Source organism: Bacillus sp. VT 712 (assembly GCF_001614195.1).
GTDB lineage: Bacteria > Bacillota > Bacilli > Bacillales > Bacillaceae_H > Priestia > Priestia flexa.
Window position 1 is genome coordinate 17146 of the sequence record NZ_LWBK01000012.1, and the last position, 15939, is coordinate 33084.

Below are 15939 nucleotides of genomic sequence, written 5' to 3' on the forward strand. Positions count from 1 at the left end.
ATAAAAATTCTTTAAAATAAATAATTATTCGAAGAGGGATGCAAAATGAATGGATATTTACATTTAGCAAACGGAGATTCATTTGAAGGTAGTATTGAACATACTGCCTCTCACCAAGCAAGCGGAGAAATTGTCTTTTTTACAGGAATGACAGGCTATCAAGAAGTTGTGACGGATCCTTCTTATAAAGACCAGATTATTGTTTTCACCTATCCATTGATTGGAAATTACGGAATTAATGAAAAAGACTTTGAAAGTAAAAAACCTCACGTAGCAGGCGTTGTCGTATACGAATGTTCCGATGAAGGATTCCATTATGAAGCGATGTATAGCTTTAAGCAATATTTGAAAAAGTGGAATATTCCTCTTATCACACATGTGGATACGAGAGCGGTCGTTAAACGAATTCGAAAAGAGGGTACAATGCAAGCAGCCTTTTCCGCTTCTGCTCAAGGTAACGTAGTAACGCACTCTGAACCATACGTAGTAACGCACTCTGAACCATACGTAGTTAAGCAAGTATCAACGAAAGAAGTTGTATCACACGCTGGAGATAAACAACATATTGTACTAATGGATTTTGGCTGTAAGAAGTCTATTTTACAAGAATTGTTAAACCGTGGTTGCAAAGTGACGGTGGTTCCTTATTCGACTTCACTAGACGAAATTAAAGACTTAAAGCCAGATGGAATTGTTCTATCAAACGGACCGGGAGACCCGATGCAAGTGGCGAATCAATTATCAGAAATCAAAGCAATTATCAGTAAGTATCCAACGCTTGGAATTTGCTTTGGTCACCAGTTAATTGGCCTAGCGTTCGGTGCAAAAACCAAAAAATTAATGTTCGGTCATCGTGGAGCAAATCAGCCTGTTATTGATTTATTCACGAACAAAGTATGTATGACGTCACAAAACCATAGCTATGTGGTAGATGAAATGACAATCGAACAAACGCCTCTTAAAGTACGATTTAAAAATGTAAATGATCAGTCAGTTGAAGGTCTTGTACATGAGCAACTTCCGGTGTTATCAGTACAGTATCACCCAGAAGCGCATCCGGGACCAAGTGATAGCACATATATCTTTGATGAATTTATGAAGCAAGTACAGCAAGTTGGGAGCGAAAAAGTATATGCCTAAAGATAAAACAATACAAACCATTTTAGTTATTGGCTCTGGTCCAATTGTCATTGGGCAAGCAGCGGAATTTGATTACTCAGGCACACAAGCGTGTCTTTCACTGAAAGAAGAAGGCTATGAAGTCATTTTAATTAACAACAACCCGGCTACCATTATGACGGATACGCATATAGCTGATCGCATTTATTTTGAACCACTCACAGTGGATTCTGTTGAAAAGGTTATTGCAAAAGAAAAACCAGATGGACTTTTAGCAACACTAGGAGGACAAACGGGACTGAACTTAGCGTTAGAGCTACATGAACATCAAATTTTAGAAAAATACGGTGTGAAACTGCTAGGTACACCAATTGAATCTATTAAGCAAGGAGAAAGCCGTGAAGAGTTTCGTGCTCTGATGCAAGAACTAAATGAACCGGTTCCTGAAAGTGAAGTTGTAACAGAAGTTGAGCAAGCGTTAACGTTTGCGAAAGAAATCGGCTTTCCAGTTATTGTTCGACCAGCCTATACTCTGGGTGGAACTGGTGGAGGGATTGCACATTCACTAGAAGAACTTGAAAAGCTTGCTACGTCAGGTCTTCGAGAAAGTGCTATTCACCAATGTTTAGTTGAAAAAAGCATCGCAGGATTTAAAGAAGTAGAGTATGAAGTCATGCGTGATGCCAACGGAACATGCATTACAATTTGTAACATGGAAAATATTGATCCAGTTGGTGTACATACAGGGGATTCTGTTGTAGTCGCACCTTCACAAACATTAACAGACGTTGAGTATCAGATGCTGCGTTCATCATCGATTAAAATTATCTCAGCGCTTGGTATTATTGGTGGTTGTAATATTCAATTTGCGCTTGACCCTACTAGCAAGCAATATTATCTGATTGAGGTAAATCCGCGCGTCAGTCGTTCATCAGCTTTAGCATCAAAAGCGACGGGATATCCAATTGCAAAGATTGCAGCGAAACTATCCGTTGGATATAACCTTCATGAGTTATTAAACCCTGTTACGGGCGATACGTATGCTAGCTTTGAACCAGCGTTAGACTATGTGGTTGTTAAGTTTCCTAGATGGCCATTTGATAAATTCTTCTATGCAGAAAGAACGCTCGGAACGCAGATGAAAGCAACAGGTGAAGTAATGGCGATTGATCGTACCTTTACAAGAAGCTTCCAAAAAGCATTATCGTCTCTTGAAATTGATTTAAATGGACTAGAAGTAGAAGAACTACAGGATTTATCTTTAGAAGCTCTATTTGATAAGCTAGCAGATCAAAGTGACGAGCGAATCTTTATCATTTTAGAATTGCTACGTCGAAGTGTGACAACAACAGAGATTCATGAAAAAACGAAAATTGATTATTTCTATTTAAATCATTTCAGTAACTTAATTAAACAAGAGCAAGAATTAAAGAACGTTAATTTGGATTCAATTGAAAAAGAAGCACTAAAGAATGCAAAAGAACAAGGCTTTACTGATGTATATTTAGCATCGATCTGGAATGTTTCAGAGCTGCAAGTACGCTCGAAGCGTAAAAATATGAAGATTTATCCAAGCTACAAAATGGTTGATACGTGCGCAGCAGAATTTGAATCATCTACTGCATATTTCTATTCTAGCTACTATGGGGAAAATGAAATCGAAACGTCTTCAAACAAAAAAGTGGCAATTATCGGGTCTGGACCGATTCGAATTGGGCAAGGTGTAGAATTTGACTACAGCTCTGTACACGGTGTGTGGGCGCTTGAAAAGGCCGGTTATGAAACAATTTTAATTAACAACAATCCAGAAACGGTTAGCACAGACTTTGAAGTAGCAGATCGCCTCTATTTTGAACCAGTTACGGTTGAAGATGTCTTAAACGTTTTAGAAGCAGAAAGCGTAAATGACGTTATCGTTCAGTATGGCGGGCAAACGGCTATTTCATTAGTTAAAGGACTTGAAGAAGCAGGAGTGAACTTGCTTGGTATTACTAACAGCATGATTGATGCACTGGAAGACCGCGAACAGTTTTATCAGCTGTTAGACGATTGTCATATTCCTCATATTCCTGGTGAGATGGCAGACAACGAGCAACAGCTTGTGAAAAAGGCAAAAGAAATGGGCTTTCCGTTATTAATTCGTCCTTCTTACGTTATTGGAGGAAAAGGAATGCTTACGCTTCAAAGTGAACAGGAGCTCATGGATTGTTTATCATCCATTAAACCATCACATTTCCCAATGCTTCTCGATGCTTACTATCCGGGGCAAGAAGCTGAAGTGGATGTCGTTTGCGATGGAAAAGACGTTTTAATTCCAACAATCGTTGAGCATGTTGAAAAAGCAGGTGTTCACTCTGGTGATAGCTATGCGCTTCTACCAGCTCAAAGTGTAACGAACGCTCATAAACAACAAATGGTTTTATATGCTCAAAAAATTGTTCAAAAGCTTAACTATAAAGGAATTATGAATATTCAATATGTAATCTATAACGACGAAGTATATGTTTTAGAGGTAAACCCTCGTGCAAGTCGTACAGTCCCTGTTGTAAGTAAAGTATGCGATGTTCCGCTTATTTCGCTATCAACGCAAGTATTGCTCGGGAAATCTTTGTCGGAAATGAGCGAACAAACGGGTTTATTGCCAGACCCATCATACGTAACAGTTAAGTTTCCTGTCTTTTCGACAAGTAAGTTATCAGGAGTAGACCCGCTTGTTGGGCCGGAAATGAAATCAACGGGAGAAGGAATTGCGATTGCTTCTACAATTGAAGAAGCATCTAAAAAAGCATTTCATCAATACGTAACATCTAAAAAAGAAGCTGTTGAAGTCTATATTGATGCAGCAGAAGTATCAGAAGAGTTAAAAACAGCGATTACCCATGCTGGCTTGAAACTGGCAGATACGAAAGATTTACAAGCGTGGACAAAAGGTAAAGAAGCATTACTATTTGTAAGTTTTGATTCTGCAAAGAAAGATAATCGTATGCTTGCATTAAAGCACGGTCTGCTAGTACTAACAGAACTAGAAACGTTTGAACTGTTCTTACAGTCATATCATGTAAGTGAGTATAGTGTATCGTCAATACAAGAATGGTTTCAACATAACGAAAAGGAAGTGACAATCTCATGAGTACCGTATCAGCATCCGCAAACTTAAAAGGTAAAGATTTGCTCACGTTAAAAGATTTAACACCAGAAGATATTATGTTTTTACTAGAAAGCGCTATTACCTTAAAAGAAAAGCATGAAAATGGAGAAATCGTTAAAACGCTTGAAGGAAAAACATTGGGAATGATTTTTGAAAAGTCATCTACACGAACGCGTGTATCGTTTGAAGCAGGCATGCTTCAGCTGGGTGGAAATGCGTTGTTTTTAAGCAGTCAAGACCTTCAAATTGGCCGCGGTGAAACAATTGGCGATACGGCTCAAGTGCTGTCGCAGTTTATCGATGCGATTATGATCCGTACGTTTGAACATTCTAAAATAGAAGAGCTGGCAGAATACGCTTCTATCCCGGTAATTAATGGCTTGACGGATGATTATCATCCGTGCCAAGCACTAGCGGATTTGCTTACAATTTATGAGCATAAACAAACGTTCAGCGGTTTAAAGGTAGCTTACGTAGGTGACGGAAATAATGTAGCTCATTCACTAATGATTGCATGTGCAAAAATGGGAGTTGATTGTTCAATTGGTTGTCCCTCTGGCTATGAACCAAAGGAATTTGTAACGGAATATGCAAAAAAAGTTGCCAGCGAAACTGGAGCAACCATTACAATTACAGAAAATCCTGTTAAAGCTGTTCAAAATGCTGATGCTATTTATGCAGATGTATGGACGAGTATGGGGCAGGAAGAAGAAGCGAAAAAGCGTTTAGAAGTATTTGCTTCGTATCAAGTGAACGATGAGCTTGTTCAGCATGCTAAGTCAGATTATCTGTTTTTACATTGCTTACCTGCACATCGTGAAGAAGAAGTAACAGCAAGCATTATTGACGGGCCGAACTCCGTTGTATTCCAGCAAGCCGGAAATCGCATGCACGTACAAAAAGCATTGCTGCAAGCAATATTAGCGTAATGATGGCATAAAGAGACTGGGACATAAGTATTTCAGCCAATGAACTGTCCGAGCTATTGAAAGTTAAATACTTTTGGTAGCTCGGATAGTTTTTGTTAGTTTGAAAAACCACTAAAAACTAGTGGAATGGAGCTTAAGACACTCGACTCTCGCGGAAAGCGAATGTCTTAAGCGCAGTGGAACGAACTTGTTTTTACAACCTAACTCGTTTAGAAACGTTATGGTTCGTCTTAGAGATGGAATCATTTCGTTATGTCACAGCTTGTTGTATATATGTTCCTTTCGTATCATGTTTAATTTGGACAATCCCGGGGAACACGATAAACATATTAAGCAGAACGAAAGGTGAGGACATAATGAAAGTTTTAGTAGTAGGAGCAAATGGAACAACAGGTAAGCAAGTAGTTGAATTATTAGCTAGCTCTAGTCAACACCAACCATATGCAATGGTTCGTGAAGAAGAACAAAAACAAGCATTCGAACAACAAAATGTAGATGTGGTATTAGCTGATTTAGAAAAAGACGTATCAGAAGCAGTTAAAGGAATGGATGCTGTTATCTTTACCGCAGGATCTGGTGGTCATACGGGAGATGATAAGACAATTGCCGTGGATCAAAATGGAGCGAAGAATGTTATTGATGCAGCAAAGAAAGCAGGAGTGAAGCGCTTTGTTATGTTAAGTTCAATGGGGACGGATGCGCCTGAGCAAGGTCCAGATGGGCTTCAACTCTATCTTCGTGCCAAAGCAATTGCGGATGAGTATTTAAAACAATCAAACCTAGCGTATACAATTGTTCGTCCAGGAAGTTTATCAGATGATAAAGCCACTGGAGAAATTGATGTGAACACAGACATTGCTGACAAATCAGAAACAATTCCTCGAGCAGACGTTGCCAAAGTACTTGTAGCAAGCTTAGATGAAGAAACAACAGTTGGCAAAACGTTTGAAATATTAAGCGGTAAAACAGAAATTGAACAAGCAATTCAATTTGCTCATTAAAAAAATGCGGATGGAAAAAACCATCCGCATTTTTTGTTTAAAGGAAAATAACCACTAATGCACCGACAATAAAGCAGTAAATGGCAAAGTATTTTAAGTTTCCTCGCGCCATAATGCCCATAAACCACTTTAATGAGAAGTAAGAAGCGATTAATGAAGCAAAGAAAGCTACTGTATAGGGTAGTAATAGCTCAGAAACGTTTGGATCCTTTAAGATGTCGCTAATTCCTAATACTGTTACACCTAAGCTCACGGGAATGTAAAGTAAAAATGAGAAACGAAGAGCTGTTTCTTGCTTTGTTCCGCGTAGCATAGCAGCAACAATTGTTGCCCCTGAGCGACTAATTCCAGGGATAAGCGCTACGGCCTGTGCTAATCCAATAATGATAGCGTCTTTTACAGAAAGCGCTGCGTCATTTTTTCGCCCGCGAAGGTTACGAATAATCCAAAGGGCAATACCTGTAGCAATTAAAGCAAAACCAAGCACTTTTAATGATTTTAGATTGGCTTCAATTACATCGCCAAACAGTACACCGATAACGCCTGCTGGAATTGTTCCGATAATTAAATAGATAATAAATTGAAAATCTGATTTCGAATTTGGATCTTTTGTTTTTAAGAACTTAAGGCCATTTACAATAAGTCGAATAATATCTTCACGATAAATAATGAGTACCGCAATGAGAGAAGCTGTATTGACTAAAATTTCAAAACTGAGGCCTTCAATATTTAAACCGAATAAATGTTGAGCTAGTACAATATGTCCGCTAGACGAGACAGGAATTGGCTCTGTAATCCCTTGGAAAAGGCCTAAAAATAAATATTTCAAAAGCAAATAAAATTGTTCCATGCATAAATCCTTTCTACATTTTTAATAGTTAATTTAGATACTTGTTAAAGGTACATATCCCAGTATAAAAAAACTTTGCGCCACTGTGAAGTGAAAAGGGGAATTCCTTTAAATGTAAACGCTTTTTCTAATGTTTTCCTAGTTCATATCCTGATTATGAAATGAAAAACAGGGGGCATAGTATAAGAGAAGAGCTGGATTTTATTAATGAAGGAGGAAGGGAAATGGGACAAAATCGTCATTTTACAGCAGGTCAAAAAGCGCCAAATAACGGTGTTTATATAGAAATTGGTGAAACTGGAAGCAACGTGAATCATCCGAAAAAAGTGAAGTTAAAAGCAGGAGATCGCTTTCCAGAAACGTCTAATGATGATCGTCATTGGACATATATTAGAAAGCCATAATACGCAAGTAAAGCCATCTTCTGCAGATGGCTTTACTTGCGTGGGAAAACCATTTTATAATATGAAATAAAGGTCAAAAATAGTCAAAAACGGAGGGGTTTCAATGGATGTAAATAAAATGACGCAAAAGCTTCAGGAAGGAGTTATGAACGCACAATCTGAGGCCATCAAGCGAGGTCATCAAGAAATTGATAGTCTACACTTGCTTTACTCATTGATTCATCAGCCAGATGGAATTGCAGTTCGTATTTTAGAGCACTTACATATTGAAACAGAGAAGTTTGTAAAAAGTGTAGAAGCGGAGCTAGCGAAAAAGCCGTCTGTAACAGGTTCAGGTGTTGAAGCTGGCAAAATATATATTACGTCTGCTCTACAGCAACTGCTCGTTAAAGCTCAAGAAGAGGCAGACGGTTTAAAAGACGAGTACATGGCGGTGGAGCATTTATTTTTAGCCGCTGCTAATGAGGCCTCTACAACTAGCTTGGGAAGGTTGTTTAGCCAGTACGGAATCACGAAGCAAAAACTAATGGAAGTTCTGCAAAAAATTCGTGGCAACCAGCGCATTACGAGCCAAACACCAGAAGGCACATATGAAGTTTTAAGCAAGTATGGTCGTGATTTGGTAGCAGAAGTACGAGAAGGCAAAGTAGATCCTGTTATTGGACGAGATCAAGAAATTCGTCGCGTGATTCGAATCCTGTCTCGTAAAACGAAGAATAATCCAGTATTAATCGGAGAACCAGGCGTTGGGAAGACGGCGATTGTAGAAGGACTTGCACAGCGTATTGTGCGAAGAGATGTGCCGGAAGGATTAAAGGATAAAATGGTGTTTGCTCTAGATATGGGAGCCTTAGTAGCAGGAGCGAAGTTTCGCGGTGAATTTGAAGAGCGTTTAAAAGCGGTGTTACAAGAAGTCAAAAAAAGCAATGGCCAAATTTTATTATTTATTGATGAGCTTCATACCATTGTAGGAGCTGGCCGTACAGATGGAGCCATGGATGCTGGAAATTTACTCAAGCCAATGCTTGCTCGCGGTGAACTTCACTGCATTGGAGCAACAACCCTGGATGAATACCGTCAATATATTGAAAAAGACCCTGCGTTAGAGCGCCGCTTTCAGCAAGTGTTAGTTGAAGAGCCAACGGTAGAAGATACGATTTCTATTCTTCGAGGGTTAAAAGAACGATTTGAAATTCATCACGGTGTAAACATCCATGACCGGGCTCTTGTTTCAGCTGCTGTTATGTCAGATCGCTACATATCTGACCGTTTTTTGCCCGATAAAGCAATTGATCTGATTGACGAAGCGTGTGCAACCATTCGAACAGAAATTGATTCTATGCCAGCAGAATTAGATGAGGTAACAAGAAGAGTCATGCAGCTGCAGATTGAAGAGGCTGCATTAAGTAAAGAAACGGACTTTGCTAGTACACAGCGTCTAACCGCTATTCGGGAAGAAGTAGCGAACTTAACTGAAAAAGCAGACGTGATGAAGCTTCAATGGGAGAAGGAGAAGCAGTCCATTCAAGCTGTCCAAGACGTCAGGGAAAAGCTAGAAAAAGCAAAGCGAGATCTAGAAGAAGCAGAAGGGCGTTATGACCTAAATAAAGCAGCAGAGCTTCGTCATGGACATATTCCAGCCTATGAGAAAGAATTAAAACAGCTTGAGGCCGAAGCTGCAAAAAAACAAGAGTCTCGTTTGCTGCGTGAAGAAGTTACGGAAGAAGAAATTGCAGAAATTGTGGGACGATGGACAGGCATTTCAGTGTCAAAGCTCGTAGAAGGAGAGCGAGAAAAGCTGTTAAAAATGGAATCTATTTTAAAAGCGCGCGTAATTGGGCAGGATGAGGCAGTGTCGCTTGTAACTGATGCGGTGATTCGAGCACGAGCAGGCATTCAAGATCCAAATCGCCCAATCGGTTCGTTTATCTTTCTGGGCCCAACTGGAGTTGGAAAGACAGAATTAGCTAAAACGTTAGCTGAAACGTTGTTTGACAGCGAAGATCATATTATTCGTATTGATATGTCTGAGTACATGGAAAAGCATGCAGTTTCACGCTTGATTGGTGCTCCTCCAGGATATGTTGGCTATGAAGAAGGAGGACAGTTAACGGAAGCTGTTCGTAGAAAACCATACTCCGTGGTCTTGCTGGATGAAATTGAAAAAGCACATCCAGAGGTGTTTAACGTGCTCCTTCAAATGTTGGATGATGGAAGGATAACAGATTCAAAAGGAAAGACCGTTGATTTTAAAAATACGATTATTATTATGACATCGAATATTGGTTCACAAACACTGTTAGAAGGTTTAACAGAAGATGGAAACATTGAGGAGTCAAGTCGAGAACAAGTACTTCAGCAGCTTCGCCAGCATTTTCGACCTGAGTTTTTAAATCGTGTGGATGACACGATTTTATTTAAGCCACTGTCAGTGAGTGAAGTAAAATCAATTATTGAAAAGCTTCTTAAGCAGCTTGAAAGCCGTTTGCAAGAAAGACATATTACGCTGACACTAACTGAAGAAGCAAAAAATTACATTGCGAAAGCAGGGTTTGATCCTGTTTATGGTGCGCGCCCGCTTAAACGATTTATTCAAAAGTATGTTGAAACTAAAATTGCTAGGGAATTAATTGCTGGCCATATCACAAATCATAGCGATGTAGTTATTGATAATAGAGGTGAAGAGTTCATTATTGAACAATAAATAAAAGACCATTTAGTGATTGCTAAATGGTCTTTTTGTGCTTTTAAAAAACGAAGTGTATTCTCGTAAGCATTGGAGCTATAGAATCGATCTTTTTAATGAGCAAAAAACTACCTTTGTGAGAATGGATTTTTACTATTGACTATAATTGTAAGCGCTTATAGAATGAGTATAAATTATTGAATTCGCTTTCTTAGCAAAGCACTATTTGGGATCCTAAAAGAAACAACGGACAGTAAATAATTATGCGTATACTTGTTTGGTTTCAAAAGAACTTATACAGATAAAGGAGGAAAGCAATAGTAAACTAGAGAAAGGTGATGCTAACGAAATAAGCGATATTAAGGGATAACAAGCTAATAGCAGAGCACCTAACGAAAGAGTCAACAACGCGTTTTTTTTCATTTCTATAAAGAGGTGAAGAGAAAGCCAGACTAAAATGAAATAAAATGGAATCATACATACGAGCGTAAATAAACGATAGCTATGTAACACCTGCTCGTTTATAAATGAAAAAATTCCGTTGAAAATTACGACCATATATAATATGAAAAAAAATAAGTCGTTAATTTGCACGAAAAGAAGACAAGCTCTTACTTTCATTACTTTGTTTAGCGCTTGTTGAATCAATAGCGTATAAAAAAAAGTAAGCAGCAGTATAAATAGATTCATTAAAGAGGTATAGAAATCATCGAACTGTCTGACAAAAAACAGTATGATGATATGAAAACAGCTAATTGTAAGCGTTATAAAAGTAGATGTTTGCTTCAAAAATATCTCTCCTTCATCAAAATGCACACGACAGAAAATAGAAAAGGGTGTTCATCAATGAATATAGTCACTGTGGGATCATTTATATTCTTTACCGTTTTAGTAGCATATATTTCATATCGCTTTACTCGCGATGAAAATCTTGAAACATCAGAAGGATATTTTTTAGGGGGAAGAAGCTTAACTGGTTGGGTTATTGCTGGGTCTCTGTTATTGACGAACTTATCAACAGAGCAGCTTGTAGGCTTAAATGCGGATGGTTATTCGTTTAATATGTCCGCAATGGGCTGGGAAGTAGGTTCTTCAATCGCTCTTGTATTGGTTGCGTTATTTTTACTTCCACGCTATTTAAAAGGTGGAATTACAACAATTCCAGACTTTCTAGAATCTCGATTTGATTCAGGCACTAAACAGATTGTTACCATTTTATTTTTATTTGGCTATGTACTAAATTTATTACCTCCTATTTTATATTCAGGAGCCACTGCACTAAGCAGCATCTTTAATGTTCAAGGCATGTTTGGAGTTAGTTCAACGACCGCGCTGTGGATTACAGTGTGGGGAATTGGAATTATTGGATCAATTTACGCAATATTCGGAGGATTAAAAGCGGTTGCTGTATCAGACACGGTAAATGGCATTGGTTTATTGATTGGAGGATTAATGATTCCATTTTTAGGGCTGATGGCTTTAGGTGATGGTTCACCAGTTGATGGATTCAATAAAATTATGGAAAATACCCCCGAGAAGCTAAATTCAATCGGTGGAGAGAAAGATCCCGTGCCGTTCAGCACGATGTTTACGGGAATGCTACTTGTAAACTTGTTTTATTGGGGAACAGCACAGCATATTATGCAGCGTGCATTAGCTGCCAAAAATCTTAAAGAAGGGCAAAAAGGGTTAATTATTGCAGCATTTTTAAAGCTATTAGGACCAGCATTTTTAATTATCCCTGGTATTATTGCATTTAATATTTTTGGACCGGGACTTCCACCGATGGAAGCGTATCCAAAGTTGGTTAATCATGTATTGCCAACGCCACTTGTTGGTTTCTTTGCCGCTGTATTATTCGGAGCTATTTTATCATCGTTTAACTCAGCGTTAAACTCGAGCGTTACGCTTTTTGTTTTAAATATTTACAAGCCTTATTTTAAGCCAAAAGCTACGGATAAAGAGCTTGTAAAAAATGGAAAATTGGTAGGCGTATTCTTAGCTATTTTTGCAATGTGCGTAGCGCCTTTAATTGCAAATGTACCAAACGGATTCTTTGCATATCTTCAGATGGTTAACGGTTTTTATAACGTTCCAATCTTTACGATTGTATTTATCGGCTATGTAACGAAAAAAGTGCCTGCGGTTGCAGCAAAAGTGTCATTAGCTGTATTTATCTCAATCTATGCCGTAACGCAGCTAGTATGGGATACAGGCTTACACTATCTTCACATTTTAGCCATCTTATTCGTTTTATGTAGCGGATTAATGTTTATCATCGGAAAAATTGCTCCAAAGCAAGATCTATATGTGTTAGAAGATCAAAAAGCAGTAGATTTAACCCCTTGGAAGCTTCTGTATCCGATGGGAATTGCAGCGGTTCTTGCAATGTTAGTAGTTTACGCGCTCTTTTCACCAATTGGAATTGCTTCTTAAGACAAAAGAGGCTGGGATATAAATATTTCAGTCAACGAGATATCCGACCGATTGCTAACCTGCAATCGGTCGGATATTTTTTGTTCGTTCCGAAAACAAGTTGAAAAACTGGTGGAATGAAGCGTAAAAGACGACTTCTGCGGGAAAGAGAGAAAGAGCTGGGAACCCGCAGCGAAGCGAACAGGCTGGGATTCTTCCCCGCGGAAAGCAAGTGTCTGGGGCGCAATGTAACAAACTTGTCTCTAGAGAGTAGAGTATTTTACGGGTTGAATGAATATTTCTTATCTTGCATATTGTCGAACGAAGTACTATCCTTTAAGATAATAAGCACAAAGCGTAATTCGATTAGAGGTTAAGGAAAGGAATCGGTTGAATTTATGAAAGAACATGTTGAGCGCGTATATGATGAGGCATATGACTTTATTGATCAAGCACTTCAACAAATTAGAAGCGTTGAATGCACTGAAGAAGCAGATGATGAAATAAAAGAAAAAAGACAGCGTACGGAAATTGCTTTGCAAGCAGCACGCGACATTTTAGAAAATATGATTATTCCGGGTAAGAAACTTACTTTTATTTATGAAAACGGCTCTGTTGTTGTAGAAATACCGGAAAAATAAATGAAAATCCCTTTGTTGTCGAGAATCTTGGACAACAAAGGGATTTTTTTGCTTGTACGATTATTTTGGAAGAATAAAAAGCTCATCAATTGATGCGTTGCTCTTTCGATACTGTCCAGGCGTTATATTTGTGGTTTTACGAAACACCTTCGTAAGGTAATTAGCATTGGCATAGCCGACATTTTCTGCAATCTCTTCAATTGAGTATTTTGTTTGGTTCAAAAGTTCAGCTGCTTTTTGAACCCGCATCTTTGTTAAATATTGAATCGGAGTCAATCCCGTTGTTTGCTTAAATAAGCGGCTGAAGTGATAGCGAGATAAATTTGCTGATTCCGCCATTTCATCTGGGCCGATTTCTTCATGATAATGGTTTCTAGCAAATAAGATAGAGCTAATAATGCTCTCAGGCCAGTCTTCAGTAAAGGAGTCCATATTCTTTACATATTGATAAAGCTCCATTACAAAGCGATAGCACAGGCTTGATGCATAAAATGGATCTGTAATGTTTTTTTCACTTGCTCCCTTATAGATTTGAGCCAGAAGCTGTATCGGTGCTGATTCGGGGTGGAATCGAATGACTGACTGGAACTTTGTTTTGATGTAATCCCAGCATTTTTTCACTTCATCACCATACAACGTTAAAAAGATAAATTCCCAATTTTCACTCTCTTTAGGTAAATAATATCTATAGTCTCCCGGCGTGCTGACAATAAAGGCTTTACCTGCATCTACCTTATATTGAGTTCCGTCTACTTCAATCATTCCATATCCAGACACTGTATATTGAAAAATATATTTCCCTACCTCTTTTCGCTGTTTCCCGCTCCAATTATAAAGAGGAGAGTATACTTCATCCCATCCCACTGACCATAGCTGTGCAACATCACTGGTACGGGATTCGAAGAAACGATAAGCATAGGTAGCATATTCTTTTGTTTGAAATTGTGGTAGCAAATTTTCACCTTCTTTTTTAAAAAATGTTGTTATTTATACTTTAACGTAATCGTTTTCATTTCGCTATATATATTTCACTTTATTTATGAAAATATTAAAAAAGGAGACTGAGACATAAGTAATTCAGTCCTTACTATACCTGAACGATTGAGAGTTCATAACTTTTAATCGTTCAGGTTTTTTGGTTGATTGTGAAAACAATGTTGGAAACAGGGTGGAATGGAGCGTAGGACACTCGACTCCTGCGGGAAAGAGAGGGAAAACGGAGATCCCGCAGCGCAGCGAGGAAGCTCAGGTTCCTCCCCGCGGAAAGCGAGTGACCGTAGCGAAATGGAACGAACGAGTTGAGACAAATCAAAGAGATGGGAACAGCGAGTGTTCGTCTTTTAGAAGCAATCATTTTGTTATGTCCCAAACTCTTTACATTCTCAAAAGATATCCACTGTTTTTATTAGCAGTGGGTGTTCATAATTGTAAGTTTGTTAGCAAGAAATTACCGTTTACAGGGATTATTTTTACCATTGAGAAAACGTGCTTAACGCTTTTAAAATAGAGGCATGAATACGTTTACAGTTTGGCGATAACGATATAAAAAAGAAACAGGTGATGTGACATGATAGGTGAATTAATTAAAAAGTTTCAAGAAATCTTTCAAACAACGGAAAACGTTCGTTGCTTCTTCGCACCAGGACGCGTTAATTTGATTGGTGAACATACAGATTATAACGGAGGGCACGTATTTCCATGTGCTTTAAGTATTGGAACATACGCAGTTGTGCACAAGCGAAACGATCAGAAGGTTCGTATGTACTCGGCAAACTTTGAGGATAAAGGTGTAATAGAATACAAGCTTGATGAGCTTGTATTTGAAGAAGAACATGATTGGGTCAATTATCCAAAAGGAGTAATTAGCACATTTGTTAAAAATGGCTATGAACTAAGAAATGGATTTGACGTGTTATTCTATGGCAATATTCCAAATGGTGCTGGTTTATCTTCTTCAGCGTCTATCGAATTAGCAACGGCTGTTTTAGTAAATCAATTAGAAGAATTAGATATTGATATGGTCGAGATGGTTAAGATGTCACAGCAAGCGGAAAATGAATTTATTGGCGTTAGCTGTGGAATCATGGATCAATTTGCAATTGGAATGGGGAAAGAGGATAAGGCAATTCTGTTAAATTGCCAAACACTTGACTACACGTACAGCCCGCTTCAGTTAGAAAATGCAGTGTTAGTAATTGCAAACACGAACAAGCGAAGAGGGCTAGCAGACTCCAAATATAATGAACGCCGTTCTGAATGTGATCAAGCATTAGCAGACTTAAAAAGTAATTATGAGCTTGAGTCATTAGGCGATCTAACGAAGGCACAGTTTGAGCAGTTAAAACATTTGATTAAAAACCCAACGAATCAAAAGCGTGCAAAACACGCAGTTTATGAGAATGAACGAACAAAAGAAGCTGTGGTAAAGCTGAACAACGGTGATCTGCAAGGGTTTGGTTTATTAATGAACGAATCTCACCGCTCACTACGAGATGACTACGGAGTTACGGGAAAAGAATTGGATGCATTAGTTGAAGCTGCTTGGGTTCAAGAAGGTGTGATTGGTTCTCGAATGACAGGAGCAGGGTTTGGTGGTTGCACAATTAGTATAGTGAAAGAAAATAAGGTCGATTCATTTATTTCTGAAGTAAGCGCTGCTTATACAAAAGCAACAGGCTTACAAGCAAACTTTTACGTTGTTGAAGTTGGAGAAGGCGCACGAGAATTAGCATTGGAAACGGTATAA

Annotated in this window: 11 protein-coding genes; 9 read left to right on the forward strand and 2 right to left on the reverse strand. The window is 38.5% G+C overall.

Annotation, left to right across the window (positions count from 1 at the left end; genetic code table 11):
- The first annotated feature begins 45 nt into the window (after positions 1-45).
- From A2U94_RS07745 to A2U94_RS07760, 4 genes are all read left to right on the forward strand, one after another.
- On the forward strand, positions 46-1140 hold the full coding sequence (locus tag A2U94_RS07745; protein ID WP_025908180.1) for a carbamoyl phosphate synthase small subunit: 1095 nt from the start codon (positions 46-48) through the stop codon (positions 1138-1140).
- Positions 1133-4249, forward strand: a complete 3117-nt coding sequence (carB, locus tag A2U94_RS07750; protein ID WP_025908179.1) for a carbamoyl-phosphate synthase (glutamine-hydrolyzing) large subunit — start codon at positions 1133-1135, stop codon at positions 4247-4249. Before A2U94_RS07745 ends, carB begins: the two co-directional genes overlap by 8 nt.
- Positions 4246-5196 carry an ornithine carbamoyltransferase gene (argF, locus tag A2U94_RS07755; protein ID WP_025908178.1) on the forward strand — a complete coding sequence of 317 codons (951 nt, stop codon included), beginning with the start codon at positions 4246-4248 and terminating at the stop codon, positions 5194-5196. The genes carB and argF overlap by 4 nt, the downstream gene beginning before the upstream one ends.
- 356 nt (positions 5197-5552) lie before the next feature.
- The gene (locus tag A2U94_RS07760; protein ID WP_025908177.1) at positions 5553-6197 is read left to right on the forward strand and encodes an SDR family oxidoreductase; all 645 of its coding nucleotides are present in this window, start codon (positions 5553-5555) and stop codon (positions 6195-6197) included.
- 37 nt (positions 6198-6234) lie between these two features.
- Here A2U94_RS07760 and A2U94_RS07765 read toward each other — a convergent pair whose 3' ends face one another.
- Positions 6235-7047: an undecaprenyl-diphosphate phosphatase gene (locus tag A2U94_RS07765; protein ID WP_025908176.1), complete on the reverse strand. Its 813-nt coding sequence runs from the start codon at positions 7045-7047 to the stop codon at positions 6235-6237.
- Between the two features lie 224 nt (positions 7048-7271).
- Here A2U94_RS07765 and A2U94_RS07770 point away from each other — a divergent pair, with 224 nt between their 5' ends.
- The 4 genes from A2U94_RS07770 (at position 7272) to A2U94_RS07790 (ending at position 13193) form a co-directional block, all read left to right on the forward strand.
- Positions 7272-7451, forward strand: a complete 180-nt coding sequence (locus A2U94_RS07770) for a YjzC family protein (protein WP_025908175.1) — start codon at positions 7272-7274, stop codon at positions 7449-7451.
- A gap of 103 nt (positions 7452-7554) precedes the next feature.
- Positions 7555-10155, forward strand: a complete 2601-nt coding sequence (clpB, locus tag A2U94_RS07775) for an ATP-dependent chaperone ClpB (protein WP_025908174.1) — start codon at positions 7555-7557, stop codon at positions 10153-10155.
- A gap of 828 nt (positions 10156-10983) precedes the next feature.
- Positions 10984-12573 carry a solute:sodium symporter family transporter gene (locus A2U94_RS07785; RefSeq protein WP_025908172.1) on the forward strand — a complete coding sequence of 530 codons (1590 nt, stop codon included), beginning with the start codon at positions 10984-10986 and terminating at the stop codon, positions 12571-12573.
- Positions 12574-12950: 377 nt separating this feature from the next.
- Positions 12951-13193, forward strand: coding sequence for a hypothetical protein (locus A2U94_RS07790; protein ID WP_025908171.1), 243 nt, complete (start codon positions 12951-12953; stop codon positions 13191-13193).
- 60 nt (positions 13194-13253) lie between these two features.
- Here the strand turns inward: A2U94_RS07790 and A2U94_RS07795 are convergent, their stop codons facing one another.
- Positions 13254-14147, reverse strand: a complete 894-nt coding sequence (locus tag A2U94_RS07795; protein ID WP_025908170.1) for an AraC family transcriptional regulator — start codon at positions 14145-14147, stop codon at positions 13254-13256.
- 613 nt (positions 14148-14760) lie between these two features.
- Between A2U94_RS07795 and A2U94_RS07805 the strand changes: the two genes are divergently transcribed.
- Positions 14761-15939 (forward strand): galactokinase, encoded by a 1179-nt coding sequence (locus tag A2U94_RS07805; RefSeq protein ID WP_062954504.1) that lies wholly within the window; start codon positions 14761-14763, stop codon positions 15937-15939.

Bases quoted from the DNA above. Each gene is read 5' to 3' on its own strand.
- A2U94_RS07765 (WP_025908176.1), bottom strand. From the start codon at position 7,047: ATGGAACAATTTTATTTGCTTTTGAAATATTTATTTTTAGGCCTTTTC.
- A2U94_RS07760 (WP_025908177.1), top strand. From the start codon at position 5,553: ATGAAAGTTTTAGTAGTAGGAGCAAATGGAACAACAGGTAAGCAAGTA.
- A2U94_RS07785 (WP_025908172.1), top strand. From the start codon at position 10,984: ATGAATATAGTCACTGTGGGATCATTTATATTCTTTACCGTTTTAGTA.
- argF (WP_025908178.1), top strand. From the start codon at position 4,246: ATGAGTACCGTATCAGCATCCGCAAACTTAAAAGGTAAAGATTTGCTC.
- A2U94_RS07745 (WP_025908180.1), top strand. From the start codon at position 46: ATGAATGGATATTTACATTTAGCAAACGGAGATTCATTTGAAGGTAGT.
- A2U94_RS07770 (WP_025908175.1), top strand. From the start codon at position 7,272: ATGGGACAAAATCGTCATTTTACAGCAGGTCAAAAAGCGCCAAATAAC.
- clpB (WP_025908174.1), top strand. From the start codon at position 7,555: ATGGATGTAAATAAAATGACGCAAAAGCTTCAGGAAGGAGTTATGAAC.
- A2U94_RS07805 (WP_062954504.1), top strand. From the start codon at position 14,761: ATGATAGGTGAATTAATTAAAAAGTTTCAAGAAATCTTTCAAACAACG.
- carB (WP_025908179.1), top strand. From the start codon at position 1,133: ATGCCTAAAGATAAAACAATACAAACCATTTTAGTTATTGGCTCTGGT.
- A2U94_RS07790 (WP_025908171.1), top strand. From the start codon at position 12,951: ATGAAAGAACATGTTGAGCGCGTATATGATGAGGCATATGACTTTATT.